Here is a 15,363-nt window from a genome sequence, read left to right as displayed (position 1 = left end):
CGGATGTTCCCGACCCGGTCTTAGTTACAGGCCGCCCTTAATTACAGGCCTCAGTGAGGAAAAGCATGAAGTCGCGCATCTGGCGTCTGGCCGGTGTTGGTGTGTTGTGTGTGAGTGTCAGTGTGCAAGCGCTGGCCGATGACCCTGAAAGCCGCAGCCCGAATGGCAATGGTAACGGCGGACGCGGGCCGGAGCATCAGGGCAACAATCAGGGGCATGGCGGCAATAATCAGCAGCCACGTCCGCAGAACAATCAACCGCCGCAGAATCAACCGCGCCCGCAGAACAACGAGATCATTCGTGGCGACAACAGTCGCCAGTTCGAGCACAACGGCCAGCAGCACAACAACAATGGCCAGTGGCAAAACCACGACCAGAACCGTCCGGCGTACAACCCCAACCCGGTGCGCCAGCCGCCACCACCGCCACAACTGCCGGCCAACAGCCTGCCGATCCAGCCACGGCCCGACACCGTGCGCCAGAGCCAGGAACCGCGTCAGGGTTACTACCGCGACGAGCGCCCGCAAAACGGTTATCACAATCAGCAATGGCAGACCGGTAACCGGCCCAATGACAATCGCTGGCCGGGCCGTCCGGATGGTCATGGCAATGGCTGGGGGCCTGGTCCGCAATATCGACCGGGGCATGTGATCGACCGTTTCCCGGATCGTGACTACCGCGTGCCGTATCGCGGTCAGGATTACTTCTACTCCGCAGGCTACTGGTATCGCCCGCAAGGCCCGCGCTACATCGTCGTGCAGCCGCCACGCGGGATTCGCATTCAGTATTTGCCCGATTACGCCCGTGAAGTGTGGATCGGCGGTTCGCTATTGTTCCTCGCCGCCGGTGCCTACTACGCGTATCAGGAGGCGACCCAGGATTATGTAGTCGTCGAGCCGCCGGTTCAGCCGCAACCGCAGCCGCAATCCCAAGGCTATGACGTCGAAGCCTATCCGGCCAACGGCCAGTCCCCGGAGCAGGTGCAGCAGGACGGATACCAGTGCTATCAGTACGCCGTGCAGCAAAGCGGTTTCGACCCGCGCACCGCGACGTATCAACCGGCACCCGAAGTGGTGCAGGCCTACCGCCAGGCTCAAGGGAATTGCCTGAGCAGTCGCGGTTATCAGGTCAGTTACTGAAGCCGGGTTTGCGCCCGTTCTGACTTGACCACTTCCTGCGGGTCGGCGTGCACCAGCACTTCGGCTCGCGGGTAGGCCTTGTGAATCGCATCGGCGGCTTGATCGCTGATGCCGTGGGCCACTGACAGGGTCAATTCCCCCGGCAATTCCAGGTGCAACTGCACGAACCAGTGGTTGCCGGAGATCCGCGTGCGCAAGTCATGCGCGCCCAACACGCCCGGCACACTGCAGGCCAGTTCGAGCATGTGCTGGCTGACGTCGGTTGGCAGTTCTTCATCCATTAGCACCGAAAAACTTTCCCGGGCGATCTGCATCGCACTCCACAGGATATAGGCGGCAATGCCGAGTCCGAACCAGGCATCCAGTTGATGCCAGCCGAAGCCGGCCAACACCAACGCCACCAGAATACTGCCGTTGAGTAACAGGTCGGATCGGTAATGCAGTGAGTCGGCACGCACGGCGTTGGAACCGGTCTGCTTGATCACTCGATGCTGCAGCACCAGCAAGGCCACCGTCAGCAGCAATGAGAAAATGATCACGCCAATGCTGATCCACGGTGCGCCGAGCGGTTCCGGATGCTGGATGCGTTCATAGGCTTGAAACGCGATCAATACCGCGCTGCCGCCAATGAACAGCGCCTGCGCCATCCCTGCCAGCGACTCCGCCTTGCCGTGACCATAACGGTGATCGTCATCGGCCGGGCGTAGCGCGTAATGCACGGCCAGCAGATTGAGCAGCGAAGCGATGCCATCCAGCGCCGAGTCGGTAAGGCCGGCGAGCATGCTCACCGAGCCGCTGAGCCACCAGGCGATGGCTTTGGCGATGATCAGCGTGCACGCCACCGCTACCGAGGCGCGGGTCGCCAGCCTGAGCAGGCGGGCGTGTTCGGGGCTGGATGTCATTGAACGTCCTTTTTAAGCGGCGGGTTGCAGGCCGAACATCGCCAGTTGTTGAGTGCTGCCCTTGTGTTGAATCAGGCGCGGATCATCCAGTGGGAAATCTCGGCCCAACTCGCTTTCGAGAATAGCCTGCAACTTGTGATTATCGACCTGACCGTCCGGGCCGATGGCTTGCTTGAGTTTGGCCGGGTCGATCTGTGCAGTGTGGCCCGGTTCGAAATAGATCGCACCGGTGGCGAAGTCGACGGCAAACGCGATCAGGCCGGGGATGATGTAGAACAGCAGGCCCACGGCGTCGAGCACGGCAATCGCCGGGTCGATCTTGCCGTCGATCTGCCCGCGCCGGTCCGGGTAGAAAATCGAACCGCACGCGGTGATTTGCGTGAGCAGGGTGGCGACCAGTACACCGCCGATCAGGCGAAAAGGTAAGCGCATGGGGAAATCTCCTGATTCATCTAAGAACGAAGCGTAGTCGTGTGAAGTTAAGACCCTGACGAACGCCTAGCAGTTCGCCGTTATACTCGGGCCTGGCAGGGCATGCCCACAGTAAATTGCGGCCTCGTCTCACCCCTACCGAAATACGTTGAGGATTGAAGTTGTTTTCTCCAGATCGACACCGCGTGAAGGCTAATGAATCCTATCGGGGTTCGGCCCTACGGGCTAAAGCTGTGAGCGCGCCGTGCTGCGTTGCGGGACTTGGCAAGGAAACGACCCTTACCTGCGTCCCGCGCCTTGCCTGGCACGCTCACAACTTTAACGCGACTCGCAATTTACTGTGGGCACGCCCTGGGGAGCCAGCATGATTACTTTGCCAATCGATGATGTTTTACCCGCCCTGCGTGAAGCCCTTGCGACACGCCACGAAGCCGTGCTCGAAGCACCGCCGGGCGCCGGTAAAACCACCCGCGTGCCTTTGGCTTTGCTCAATGAAGCGTGGCTGGCCGGGCAGACCATTCTGATGCTTGAACCGCGCCGTCTCGCCGCGCGTGCAGCTGCAGAAAGATTGGCCAGTGAACTGGGTGAGAAGGTCGGTGAAACCGTCGGTTATCGCATTCGTCTCGACAGCAAAGTCGGCCCCAATACGCGAATCGAAGTGGTCACCGAAGGCATTCTCACCCGCCGTTTACAGGATGATCCGGCGCTGGAAGGCGTGGGCCTGCTGATCTTTGACGAATTTCACGAACGCAGCCTCGACGCCGATCTGGCGCTGGCCTTAAGTCTGAACGGTCGCGAGCTGTTCAGGGCTGAACAGCCGCTGAAGATTTTGCTGATGTCGGCCACGCTGGAAGGCGAGCGTCTGGCCGGGTTGCTGGATGACGCGCCGATCCTGCGCAGCGAAGGCCGCATGTACCCGGTGACGATGCGCTGGGGCCGGCCGTATCAGCCCGGCGAGTACATCGATCAGCGCGTTACGCAAACCGTGCTCGAAGCGCTGCACGACGAAACCGGCAGCCTGTTGGTGTTCCTGCCGGGGCAGGCGGAAATCCGTCGCGTCCATCAACAACTGGCCGACGCCATCGGTGAGCGCAGCGATGTTTTGCTGTGCCCATTGCACGGCGAACTGGACCTCAACGCCCAGCGTGCCGCCATCGACCCGGCGCCGACCGGCCAGCGCAAAGTGGTGCTGGCGACCAATATTGCCGAGACCAGTTTGACCATCAACGGCGTGCGCGTAGTCATTGATGCCGGGCTGGCGCGGGTGCCGCGTTTCGATCCCGGCAGCGGTATGACGCGCCTGGATACTCAGCGGATTTCCAAGGCCAGTGCTACGCAGCGCGCCGGCCGGGCGGGGCGATTGGAGCCGGGCGTTTGCTATCGCTTGTGGTCGCAGGATCAGCACGAACAACTGGCCGCGTATGGCAGTGCGGAAATTCTTTCGGCGGATCTCGCCAGCCTGGCGCTGCAATTGGGGCGCTGGGGTGTGACGCCGGGCGAACTGGTCTGGCTGGATGTTCCGCCGGCGGCCGCTTATGCCCAGGCGCAGGAGTTGTTGCAGCGGCTCGGCGCGCTGGAAGGTGAGGCGCTGACTTCTCACGGTCAGGCCATGGCTGAGTTGCCGGCGCATCCGCGCATCGGGCATTTGCTCCTGCGCGGTCAGGCGCTGGGGCTGGCGAACATGGCCTGCGATGTCGCCGCGCTGCTGGGCGAGCGCGATATCTTGCGCGGTGCCGGGGCAGATTTGCACAGTCGCTTGGTTCTGCTATCCGGCGAAGAACGCGCCGCTCGCGGTGCGCACGGTGGTGTGCAGCGCGCCCGGCAACTGGCGCGGCAATATCGCGGTTATCTGCGCGGCAAGGCGAGCGAGCCGGTCAGCGATCCCGGTCATCCGCGCTGGCTCGGTGCCTTGCTGGCGCTGGCCTACCCGGATCGCGTCGCGCAACAGCGGCGTGCCGGTGGCGCCGAATATCGTCTGGCCAACGGTCGCGCGGCGCTGTTCGCCGAAGCCGACAGCCTGATGAAAGAGCCGTGGATCGTCATCGCCGATCTCGGCAGCCGTCAGGGCCAGCGCGAAGAACGCATTTATCTGGCGGCGGATTTCGATCCGGCGCTGTTCGATTCAGTGCTTGGCGAACAGGTGCGCAACGTTGATCAACTCGACTGGGACGAGCGCGAAGGTGTGCTGCGCGCCGAGCGCCAGCGCAAGGTCGGCGAGCTGATTCTCAGCCGTGAACCGTTGACCGGCCTTGATGAAAATGCGCGCAGTCAGGCGCTGGTCAATCTGGTGCGGCGCAAGGGTCTGGAGTTGCTGCCGTGGACACCGGAGCTGCGCCAGTGGCAGGCGCGAGTGGCGTTGTTGCGCCAGTTGGAATTGAACCATCAGGACGACAGTCAGTGGCCGGATGTCAGCGATGCGACATTACTGAACACCCTCGAAGATTGGCTGATGCCGTATCTGGGCAAGGTCTCGCGGCTCAGTCATTTTGCCAACCTCGACCTGTCGAGCATTGTGCGCAATCTGCTGCCATGGCCGCTGCCGCAGAAGCTCGATGAGCTGGCGCCACATCATCTGAGTGTGCCGTCGGGGTCGTCGATTCGTCTGGACTACAGCGAGTTTCCGCCGATTCTCGCGGTGCGTTTGCAAGAGTTGTTCGGGCTCGCCGATACCCCGCGCATTGCCGGCGGGCGGCAGGTGGTCAAGTTGCATCTGTTGTCGCCAGCAAGGCGACCGGTGCAGGTGACGCAGGATCTGGCGAACTTCTGGCGCAGCACCTATGCCGAGGTGAAGAAGGATTTGAAGGGCCGCTATCCGAAGCTATTCCATAAGTTGGACCCGTGGGTTGAATCGCTTAACAAGAGTAGGTTGACACATAAGGAGTAATTTGAAATTGCGTAACATATAGGCTTGACTACCTTCTGAGATGGGGAGGTAGCCATGTCCTATATAAATCCAATTCACCAAGGCCGACTGATTCTTATCTCGCGTCTGCGTGACGCCTTCGCCAGTCTATACGTCCATGAAGCCCCAACAGGTTCGGCCACCTTGGGGCTCGAAGGGGATGGCTCCAGAATCGTTTTCCAGCTCGATGAAGTCGGCGGCGGGCATGATCGGGATTTGTTCAACTTCCCGTTTTTATTTCATGCGAATGGCGATCCCTGGCACGAAGCGAACGATTATTTGCTCAGTCTCATGCGTGACAAGGCTCCGCTAAATCGGCGCACTGATGACGTTCGGCGTCGTGCAAGCAAACTGCTTGATTACCTCCTGTTTTGTGAGAATAAAAATCTAAATTGGGAAGACTTTTCCGGTGCTCGACCTCCGCATCGCCCTACCTATAAATACTTCTATCACTTGATTAACGAAGGCCATCGCAGTAATCAGGTGATCAATCAATATACCGCCGCTGTTTATCACTTTTACAAATACGTTTCCGAGCATTGGCATGATCTCGACATCAAGCGTGTCGATACGATCAAGCAGGTACGGTTCATGGTGCAGGGTTCTAAAGGCTACAAGGTCATAGAAGCAGAAAAGCGCAGTCAAACGCGGCGCACGGCGCCTGTTAGTTCTGTACCGCTGGGGTTCGTTCGGGAAGATGGCGATGATCTTAGGCCGCTTTCCAATCGTGAGTTGGGCGCGTTTCTTGCTGCCATTCGCAAAGAAAAAGAATGGTCTGTGGTTGAGCGATTGATCTTGATGACCGCGCTAATGACGGGCGCCCGCAAGCAAACCGTTCTGACCATACGCTTGAAGCATTTGAAGAGCTTTACAGAGGACAGGCTGCAGCCTGAGGGTGCCTATAAATTACATGCCGGCCCCGGTACAGGCATTGATACGAAATACGACAAACCGCAAGTCCTGTACGTTCCGAAGCAACTTGCCGAAGAACTAGTCACGCTTTCCGAAAGCCCTATTATGAAAGCGCGGCGAAAGAAGTTCCGCGCTCAGTTAGAGGTCAGTCATCCCGGCCTGTCGGTTGCCGAGGACGATATGTATTTGTTTCTCTCTGATCAAGGCAACTGCTATTACATGGCCGAAAGCGATCCGCGCTATACGATTGTGAAGTCGCCACAGACAGGACAGGTAACGGACACAATTAAGCGCAAGTTGATCCAGAAAGCCTCTAGCCAATTTCCGAAAGACTTTTCATATCACTGGCTGCGAGCGACCTATGGCTATCAGCTCTACCAGCGCTTGCAGCCATTGGTTCAGGAAGGAGCGATGAAGCCTGGCGAAGACATCGATTTTATTCAGAAGCGCATGCACCACGAGTCCAGAGAAACGACAGAGAACTATCTAAAGTTGTTCAAGATGACTCACGAAAAGGTCATTGCCCAAGAGATTTGGGAGGGCAAGTTGTTCAATGGCGGCTATGCGATGCTGAAGGTGGAGGCGCACGGTGAATAGCCTTCAGCAATTCGAGCATCGTGCAAATACGCAGATTATTATGCTAAGTGAAGTTACCCTTGAGTTTGCCGAGCCTGAGCGTTTGCGCCTGCAACTGTCACCGAAGGAGATGAAGAAGCCTTTTGATATCGGCAGTTTCGCTTATGTCATTCGTGGCGAGAATGAAAACGTTTGGGATGATCGCGGCACGCCGGTAGTGATTGAGTCTTTTGTTGAAAGCCGCCGTGAACTGGTTATGAGGCTACTGGAGTCCTTGGTCGGTCTGCGTGATTCGAGTGTCCGAGCGCGATTGAGAATTATCGAATACTTTATCGACTGGCTGAACGCGCAAGGCTACAGAGAAGTGTTTGTCAGTGCACCGCAAGCCCAGGAAGCCTATCAAAATTATACTGCCCACCTGAATCATCAAATAGCCCACCAGGCATGGAAGCCTAGAAGTGCGTTAAACTATCAGCGCAATGCTTCCATAGTTATTGAGCTGCTTTATCCAGAAGACAGCCACTATATTCTCGCGGGTGCGGTCAGGATAGTTGCGGAGAAGGGCTCTGAAGCAGCCAGCGATGCCCATGTTGAGGTGTACCGGGACGCTTGTTTGGCCATTGCCCGGCAATGCGGCGCTTTCGTCCTGAACAGCCAGCCCTATCCCTTCGTTGTGAGTATCAGGGATTATGAGGTAGTTGGATTTCCATCAAACCACGGTTGGGTTGGCCCATTTAAGGAGCCGCCGTCTTCATATAATGCCGGCGAGCGACGGATTGCGACGGTCGAAGAGTGGCGGGCGGCAAGAGAAAAAAAGGGGCGAAGGCGATTCTATAAATCGGAAGCAGAGCGCGATCTAGTAGCCGCAAAGGCGAACTTGGATTCGGCCAACGAAGATGAGCGTCACTGGCACCGGCTTCAAGTGGCGGGGCTTGCCGCGAAAGCCTATGCGAATCTTCTCGTGATGATCACAGGCGCTACTCCGACCGAGTTTGACCAGTTTAGATATGCAGACGCGCTCGAAGTTGAGAAGTCTCCAATCACGAAAGAACTGTCGGCTGTGAAGTTCCGTGCGGGCGGGAAATCAACCCTCTACAACATAGGACGGGACACGGGTTTGCCGCTGCTCAAGGAGTACCTGAAGCTTCGTGAGTGGATTCTGAATGGCGCGACACATGAGGGGTTGTTCTTTACGATGCCCGCGACTGGCGAACGAGTAAGTACCAATCACGAATTTTCTTATTTTAAGACAACTGAAATGATGTCTAGGTTCTTTAGGACTGTCAGCGGCAACTTCCTAGACCCCAAGGTGAAGATTCTTTCGGCGCGTAAGATGCGCAAGCACAAGAGCCTGGGGATGCACACCGCTGGCGTGTCGCCGTCCACGGTAGCGGCAAACTTGAATCACAGCGAGGTGGTGAATCTTTCAACTTATTCGGAGGCTACGCCTGAGCAGCAGGCAGCGGAGTTCGGACAGTTCTGGCAGTCCATGCATCATGCCGCTCAAGTCGTGCGTGAGCGCAGCCAGAAGCCCGTAAAGGACGAGATCTCAACGGCGACGGGCCACTGTGACGGGTTCAGCCAGCCTATCCTCGTTCACAGTTTTGGGACTGTTGCAATAGAGCCGAACTGCCGCAGCCAACACGGCTGCTTGTACTGTGAGCACTATATTTGTCACAGCGATGAAGAAGACCTACACAAGATTGTGAGCTTGCTGTATGTGATCAATGCGGTGCGTAAAGCAGCGCCCGATGCGGCCCATGCTGAAGCGCTCTACAAGGAATTGTCGATCCGAATCGAGTTCATCCTTGAGGCGCTTGGCGAGCGTTCTGATGCGGTGAAGCAGCTGGTCGAAGCGATCAAGGCTAAGGTGTTTGAATACGGTGAACTCACGCCGTTCTGGGAAAACCGTCTGAGCCGTTATGAAAAAATGGGGGTGGTATTTTGAACGCTGTTGTCCAGTCCATCGGCAGTCTCTTTTCCAGTGGTCAGTTTCTGCCTGCCAGTGAGCCAGATAAAGCGCCGCAACTCCTCGGCAAACCCGCGCCCGATTTCGTTCTTTGTCGTGATGAGAGCGGCAACGCCACGGCGGTATACTGCGAGCCCGTTTGGGACTTTAACCCTTACCGGCTGAGTGCAAACAAAATCAACCGAATACTTTTCGATACGGTGCTCGACGAAAGTGTGCAAGAGCAGCAGGCGCTGATCGAAGAAGCCAAACATCTGCTGTATTGCATTATCTATTTTGCCGGTGACGGGCGAAGAGGTGGGCTGAGTGCAAGCACATTGAACCAGTATTGGGTCGTGCTACGCGTGGCCATTCAGTTCTGCTATGAGCAGAAACAGAAGCCCATGGTTGGCTCGCTGTACTTACAGCAGCTCTTTACCGTGCCAGTTTATCTGGGGGCTTTTATTTGCCAATGTAGCTTTAGTAAAAAGGTTCTTGCTGGGATTTTACAAGCCCTAGCCAGGGTGGGCGAAGCACGGCTGGGTTATGCCGTGCTCAATCCCGACAACTTTGACGGCGAACGACCCGAATACAAGCAGCATCCAGTCATTCCGACTCAAATCTATTTGAAGCTTATCAATCTTACCGGAGATCTGCTTGATCAGCTTTATCTAGGTGTTGGACGTTTCGAGTCCTTTATCGCCTGCTTTGCTGATGAGTATTACGGCATCACCTATGTCCGTCAGAGATGTCTGGGTGTCGGTGGCAGGGCACACTGGCGACCCGACATGGCGCAAGCGATCAAGGATCACGGTCTGGCTTCAGTGTTTGCCGGTGAGTTTGAGTGCCCTCATTTAAGGAGTCTGCAACGGATCTTGACTCAGATGCAGGAAGTGGTGAAAACGGTGATTCACCTCTATACCGGCATGCGCGATCAGGAGGTGATGCGAATTTCGTATCACTGTTTTTCCGATCAAGTAGTCAGGCATGCAGTTGTCGATGACCAAGGCATCGAGCGTGATAAGGCGCAGTCAGTAAACGTGTTCTCGACCACCACGAAGTTCACCGGCTACAAGAAAGAAGGCACATGGTTCGCGCCGGGGGAGGTCGTCAGGGCGATCAAAGTCGCCCAGGCGATTTGTCGCGGCCTCGCCACACTCTACAAAATTGAGTTGGATGCCCACTGCCCGCTGTTTCTCAATCCGTCCGTTCTTTGTTATACGCGGAACAGAGCCGAGGTTGGCGTGACGAATTTTAAGGATTCACGTGGAATTGCTCTGCTCCGACTGTTGATCAAGAAAGAGGACTTAGAGGAACTGGGGCTGAGCGATCCTTCTCGGGACTTTTACAATGAGCCAGCGTTTGCTGTCGGCCAGCCCTGGCCGTTGACAAGTCATCAGTTTCGGCGCTCGCTGTCATTCTATGGCAGCAGTAGCGGTTTTCTTTCGTTGCCGACGTTGCGGGTGCAGTTCAAGCACATGACGATTGAAATGGCGCGCTATTACTCGAATCACTACGATAACCTGCGCACCGTTTTTGGCTACTACGACGACAAGAAGAAAGACTTTGTGCTGCCAAGTAATCACTTCGCCTTCGAGTATCAGATGGCCATGCCCATGTCGGTGGCGAACCAGTTCATTGCCGATCTTCTGTTTGATGAGGAACCGCTGTTCGGCGGCACCGGCTCGCACATGGAGAAACAGAAAGAGCGGATTAAGTCGGGTGAGATTCAGATTGAGGATGTGCGGGCTGACACCGAACAACGGGTGAAAAACGGTGAAATTAGTTACCGGCCGACGTTGCTGGGTGGCTGTTCAAAGGTGGGCCGCTGTGACGCTTTCTTGCTCGGTGACTACACGGAATGCCTGTCTTGCGTGGGCGCGATCATCAAGCCCGATAAGCTTAATGCGGCGATTAAGGATGCGACGGATGAGTTGTGCAGCTACGCAGAAGGCTCGGGCGAATATCAAATTGTGAAGGGCGACATTGAACGTTTAACCGCCTTCAAAGCCCGCCTGATTGACTCGGTGGAGGTTTAACGATGAAGTCCCGTGACGGAACAAGCAACGGGTTGAGCGCTTGCGAGGAAGCTTTACAGCGCCTCTTGGTTGGGAAGCCTGTTGTACCCAAGCATGTGGGCTTAGACCTGTCGAAACTCACCGCCAGTATAGTTAGTTTGGAAGCTGGATTTGACCGTGGCTACTTGAAGAAGTCGCGCAAAGCGCATTTACCGCTACTGGCTCAAATCGAGGCGGTTCGGGCAGAGGCCAACAAAGGGACGGGTTCATCGAGCGGCAGACAAATCCGGCAGATGGAAAGTCAGCTGGCAGCGCTGAAAAAAACGCTGTCAATCGCCGAGATGCAGCGTGACAACGTGCTGGTTCAGAATATGAAGCTGTGGCAACGGGTGCGTGAACTGGAACGCTTGATAGTTAATAGCCGCTCGGGCTGCTCGGCGAAGGTCGAACCCCGCCTGCGTAATAGCAATGACATGGCCTTCACCTCGGCGTAAGCTTACTCGAAAGTTTCCGTGTTAAAGGGGTAGAACGCCAGTCGCAACGCCAGCGCCGACCATAACGCATTAACAGACAAAACACACAAGTCTGAATGAGGCATGCTGCCCGCAGCACGGCGTGTTTGCACAGAATCCAGGCCATGGAACTGGTCAGTGAGAAGTAACTCTGCGCGGTTTTCCGCGCAAGTTTAAGCAGTGCCTTTTGTAGGGTGGTTGCCAAGCACTAACTTGCCTCTTACCGCCGCCAAGTCTGGATGATTGGCCTGAAATTGTTACGAGGTTGAAGAGAGGAATACCAAAAGTGTGTAATTGCATGGACTTGGCCACCCTTTTGCATGGGATGTGACCAGCTAACTGGGTAGCGATGACCCGCAGAAATCGGCCCAGAGTGTGTAAAAAACGCTGAGCCAAAATTGAATTTGGCGCTTCTATGCCAAATCTGAAATTTATTGGCTGGTTGGCCAGACCTAAATTTTGCGTAGAAGCGCGATTTGCGGTTCTACTTTGGACACCAATCGCGCTGAAAAACGTTTTTACACGCTCAGGGCCGAAAGCTGCCTATCTAACCTCGCTGAATATCCTCCTGAAATGGTCTGATATATCGGCGGGGCTACCATATAAAACTATACCGGTATCAGGAGTCGTATAGGGTAGCCCGTAAAAATTCGGACAAATTCGTACCATAAGCAAATGTGGAACCCCAGCGTAGCCGCCCCCCTGCAAAATTTTCACGTCAGCAGGCCTTGCACTGGGTCTTACAGACAATGAGGTACTGACGATGTAGAATTTTCGGAAAAAGCGGCAAGCCGTCGAATAGCAGCGCCGGGTAGGGCGTTTCCTGAACGCCAAGAAACAGTGTTGGCCTTGTCTGAGCAACGTGAGAGGACTGCCAGCTTGGCGATGAGCTGGACGGGGCTAGGGCAGTTCTGAACGGGGGCTGAGGGATGATCGAAGGTGGGTCTAGGTGATCCAGGAGGCGAAAGGATAATTGACATAGTGATTATCGATTGACTATCGTTCGTCTGCGCCCAAGCGTGAATTACAGGGTGGTTACAGGGATCGTTGGATCGCACCCCGCTTCTGATGAAAATCAGATGGCCCAGTGCCAGGTAACAGCGTCCTGCCCCGTCGAACGCATGCAGTTGACGGCTGAGAGTCCCGCCTAAAGCGGGATTCGCTATTTCTGGCTTTTCACTTTTGCGGCTTCGGCCGATTCCGCACTTCCTTGGGGCATTGACCCTTGGGCTTTATTTGAGTATCCATCGCGACCTTGAAGACGTTGCCCCCTTTTTGTTGATCGGGGGATCCGGTGACTCTTCGCCAGAGCGTGCGAAATACGTGCTGGTGACGTGAATCCCCAGCAAGCGGAGTTCGCGATAGAACGCTAGGCATACTTATTATGGTTCCCGTAGGACGGTAGCGCTATTCAACATGTTCATGTTGAAACTCGCTCGCCTTCCGTGTGGTAGATCGTAACGGCATCCAGCTTCTCTATGATGCCCTTGAACTGCTTTGAGGCTTCGTAGCGTTCGACGACTAAGGATTCCGGTTCACTGTTGATGTAGAAAACTGCTTCAATCGACTAAGAAATCCGGGCGATCTAAATTGCCCCGAACCTTTTAGACAGCAAAGCCCAACTGATATCCCTCAGTGTTTCCCCGAGTTCCGACATAGGCACGGTGCCGTCAGGCACGGCTTAGGTCCTTTCCTACGCGCTGCAAGCGTTTCAGATCCAACAGCGGGTTGCCGTAGAGAAAGCTTGGGCGATCTCTTCATTTTTTTGAGGGCTGATCATGTTCATGATCGGGAAAAAATGGCAACTTAGGATGGTCTGGCGCCGAGTCTGCACGGTAGATCTACTTGCTTGCACCTGGCGGGTACCCAGAGCCGTAATCGAGGCGTTGGTGGAGGATCGCTTCCGTCGAAAGCCGTACTGCCTAGTCGATGATTGGCTCATTTTTCACGTCGACGAGTATCCCGAGTCGCTCGAGAAGGTAGACGTTTGAACGCTCCCACGTGGGTAATTGCACAGACTTGTTCACCCATTTGCATTCGGCCTGACCAGTCATTTGCATCGCATTTGACTAGCACGTTTCTCCGACATGACCGGCAGAGAACGACCCATTATAGATAGTCGGTCGATTCACACACGCCTCTGCTCTCAACCGCGTAATTCCCTATGAACATTCACGCAATTTTCTCGGCATAAAATCGAAAATCGTAGCGCTGCGATTATTATTGGAATATGCTCCTTCTTAAAATTGCAGCGCTGCGATTTTATTTTGTGAGAGAGCCAGTGCTGCCGTTCAACCTTGAAACGGAGGCACGCCATGTCCGAAGATCAGTCACCCATGACTTTCGCCAACAGCTTGAACACTGCCAATGCGCCTATAGGCACGTGGCTGATGTCGGGGTCGGCCAGCACTGCTGAAGCGCTTGGTTATGCAGGTTTCGATTGGTTACTGGTAGACATGGAGCATGTGCCGATTGAGTTTCGAGACCTGTGGCAGATCCTGCAGGCCATTCACTGCAGTGGCGCTCAGCCGATTGTGCGAGTCGCCGCAAATGACCCGGTTCTACTCAAGCGAGCTCTGGATCTGGGATCGTTTAACGTCATGGTGCCGTTCGTGGAGAACTCCGAGCAGGCGCAGGCTGCCGTCAATGCGGTGAAGTACCCGCCGTTGGGCACTCGCGGTTTTGCTGCTGTGCACCGTGCCAGCCGTTATGGCACCTGGGCCAACTACGGCAAGGAGGCCAACGACGCGGTGACCTGCATCCTGCAGATCGAAACGCCGACTGCGCTGGAAAATCTTGAAAAAATTGCCGCGATTCCCGGTGTCGATGCGCTGTTCCTTGGGCCAGGTGATCTGTCTGCCGCTTGTGGTCACATTGGCAATCCGGGGCACCCGCAGGTTCAGGCGATGATCAGTGACGCGATTGTGCGGGCCAAGCGTATCGGCATGCCGATGGGCATCGTCGGCGGCACGCCTGAGCTGGTTCAAAGTTATTTGGATCAGGGTTATGCCTTTGCCGCTGTGGCTTCGGACCTGGCGATGATGATGAAGAAGGCCAACGAGTTTCTGACAGTGCTGAAAGCGCATCAGGCCCCGGCCGCGGCCGCCACGCCCTATTGATCAACGCAGATTTTGTCTGTGCGCAATAAACCATCGCCGCGGCAATCGCGTGGCCGTCAGGAGTCCTCATGGCAGTTGCAAACTTCCCGTCCGATTGGGCGCTAAACTCGTTCGAGAAGTTTCGCGAATGATGAGTATCTGGGCGCATGTGGGGTTTTTACTCTGTGTGGCGGTTGCCACTTTTGCGCAGAACACCACGGGTTTTGCCTTCGGTCTGTTGCTGTTGGGGCTCACCGGGCTATTGCAACTGGCACCGGTGGAAACCGTGGCTAATGTCAGCTCGTTCCTGACCCTGATCAACGCCTTGGTATTGCTGCGACGTCGACCGGCGCTGGCGCCGAAGCTGCTGGCGGTGATTCTCGGTTGCAGCCTGATCGGCGTGGTCGTGGGGGTCGAGTTGTTGGGCCTATTGGGCGCCCATGAGCGCGACCTGCTGCAACTGGTGCTAGGGGCGACCATTGTCCTATGCAGCTTTCTGCTGGTGGTGCAGTCGCGTCACCGGCAACGGCTTTCTGGCTGGCTCAGTTTCAGCGGGTTTGCCGGGTTGTCGGGGGTCATGGGCGGGTTGTTTTCCAGCGCCGGTCCGCCTCTGGTCTATCAACTGTATCGCCAGCCACTGGCGACGCAGGTGGTGCGCGACACCTTGATCGTTGCGTTCGCGGTCAACGCGTTGTTGCGATTGGGCCTGCTGACGTACAGCGGGCGTTTCGAGTTGCAGGCCGGTTACCTGGCCCTTGAAGCGGCGCCGGTGGTGTTCGCCCTGACCTGGTACATGCGTCGCCGTCCACCGACGATCAAGGCGCAGACGCTGCGCATCGGCGTCTTTGTCCTGTTGCTGCTGGCCGGGGCCAGTCTGGTGGTGCGGCCGTTGCGGGCCATGCATTTCTAAATTACGACGCCGTC

General features: G+C 56.2%; 10 protein-coding genes. 8 read left to right on the top strand and 2 right to left on the bottom strand.

The features are described 5' to 3' along the window. Window positions 1-65: 65 nt before the first annotated feature. The gene (locus HU754_RS26390; protein ID WP_186621846.1) at window positions 66-1,139 is read left to right on the top strand and encodes a DUF6515 family protein; all 1,074 of its coding nucleotides are present in this window, start codon (window positions 66-68) and stop codon (window positions 1,137-1,139) included. Here the strand turns inward: HU754_RS26390 and HU754_RS26385 are convergent. Together HU754_RS26385 and pmcY are read right to left on the bottom strand one after the other, a co-directional pair. Continuing rightward, a complete protein-coding gene (locus tag HU754_RS26385) occupies window positions 1,133-2,041 on the bottom strand; it encodes a cation diffusion facilitator family transporter (protein ID WP_186621854.1) in 909 nt (302 codons plus the stop codon). The genes HU754_RS26390 and HU754_RS26385 overlap by 7 nt on opposite strands. Before the next feature lie 12 nt (window positions 2,042-2,053). Beyond that, on the bottom strand, window positions 2,054-2,473 hold the full coding sequence (pmcY, locus tag HU754_RS26380) for a periplasmic Zn2+ metallochaperone PmcY (RefSeq protein ID WP_016986146.1): 420 nt from the start codon (window positions 2,471-2,473) through the stop codon (window positions 2,054-2,056). A gap of 364 nt (window positions 2,474-2,837) precedes the next feature. Here pmcY and hrpB point away from each other — a divergent pair, with 364 nt between their 5' ends. The 7 genes from hrpB (at window position 2,838) to HU754_RS26345 (ending at window position 15,349) form a co-directional block, all read left to right on the top strand. Then, window positions 2,838-5,357 carry an ATP-dependent helicase HrpB gene (gene hrpB / locus HU754_RS26375; RefSeq protein WP_186621856.1) on the top strand — a complete coding sequence of 840 codons (2,520 nt, stop codon included), beginning with the start codon at window positions 2,838-2,840 and terminating at the stop codon, window positions 5,355-5,357. A 54-nt stretch (window positions 5,358-5,411) separates the two neighbouring features. After that, complete coding sequence (locus HU754_RS26370) at window positions 5,412-6,884, top strand: site-specific integrase (RefSeq protein ID WP_186621858.1); 1,473 nt, start codon at window positions 5,412-5,414, stop codon at window positions 6,882-6,884. Then, window positions 6,877-8,811, top strand: coding sequence for a hypothetical protein (locus tag HU754_RS26365; protein WP_186621860.1), 1,935 nt, complete (start codon window positions 6,877-6,879; stop codon window positions 8,809-8,811). The genes HU754_RS26370 and HU754_RS26365 overlap by 8 nt, the downstream gene beginning before the upstream one ends. Further along, complete coding sequence (locus HU754_RS26360; protein WP_186621862.1) at window positions 8,808-10,850, top strand: integrase; 2,043 nt, start codon at window positions 8,808-8,810, stop codon at window positions 10,848-10,850. Before HU754_RS26365 ends, HU754_RS26360 begins: the two co-directional genes overlap by 4 nt. Window positions 10,851-10,852: 2 nt before the next feature. Continuing rightward, window positions 10,853-11,323: a hypothetical protein gene (locus HU754_RS26355; RefSeq protein ID WP_186621864.1), complete on the top strand. Its 471-nt coding sequence runs from the start codon at window positions 10,853-10,855 to the stop codon at window positions 11,321-11,323. Window positions 11,324-13,656: 2,333 nt separating this feature from the next. Then, window positions 13,657-14,460, top strand: coding sequence for an HpcH/HpaI aldolase family protein (locus HU754_RS26350; protein ID WP_202894549.1), 804 nt, complete (start codon window positions 13,657-13,659; stop codon window positions 14,458-14,460). A 127-nt stretch (window positions 14,461-14,587) separates the two neighbouring features. Beyond that, on the top strand, window positions 14,588-15,349 hold the full coding sequence (locus HU754_RS26345; RefSeq protein WP_202894550.1) for a sulfite exporter TauE/SafE family protein: 762 nt from the start codon (window positions 14,588-14,590) through the stop codon (window positions 15,347-15,349). Window positions 15,350-15,363 lie beyond the last annotated feature (14 nt).

Source organism: Pseudomonas zeae, assembly GCF_014268485.2.
GTDB classification, from domain to species: Bacteria; Pseudomonadota; Gammaproteobacteria; order Pseudomonadales; family Pseudomonadaceae; genus Aquipseudomonas; species Aquipseudomonas neuropathica.
The sequence above is the reverse complement of the archived record's forward strand: the minus strand, read 5'-3'. Positions and strand labels throughout refer to the sequence as shown.

What these genes read in the sequence shown, in the direction of transcription:
- HU754_RS26390 (WP_186621846.1), top strand. Translation starts at nt 66, where the DNA reads ATGAAGTCGCGCATCTGGCGTCTGGCCGGTGTTGGTGTGTTGTGTGTG.
- HU754_RS26385 (WP_186621854.1), bottom strand. Translation starts at nt 2,041, where the DNA reads ATGACATCCAGCCCCGAACACGCCCGCCTGCTCAGGCTGGCGACCCGC.
- pmcY (WP_016986146.1), bottom strand. Translation starts at nt 2,473, where the DNA reads ATGCGCTTACCTTTTCGCCTGATCGGCGGTGTACTGGTCGCCACCCTG.
- hrpB (WP_186621856.1), top strand. Translation starts at nt 2,838, where the DNA reads ATGATTACTTTGCCAATCGATGATGTTTTACCCGCCCTGCGTGAAGCC.
- HU754_RS26370 (WP_186621858.1), top strand. Translation starts at nt 5,412, where the DNA reads ATGTCCTATATAAATCCAATTCACCAAGGCCGACTGATTCTTATCTCG.
- HU754_RS26355 (WP_186621864.1), top strand. Translation starts at nt 10,853, where the DNA reads ATGAAGTCCCGTGACGGAACAAGCAACGGGTTGAGCGCTTGCGAGGAA.
- HU754_RS26350 (WP_202894549.1), top strand. Translation starts at nt 13,657, where the DNA reads ATGTCCGAAGATCAGTCACCCATGACTTTCGCCAACAGCTTGAACACT.
- HU754_RS26345 (WP_202894550.1), top strand. Translation starts at nt 14,588, where the DNA reads ATGATGAGTATCTGGGCGCATGTGGGGTTTTTACTCTGTGTGGCGGTT.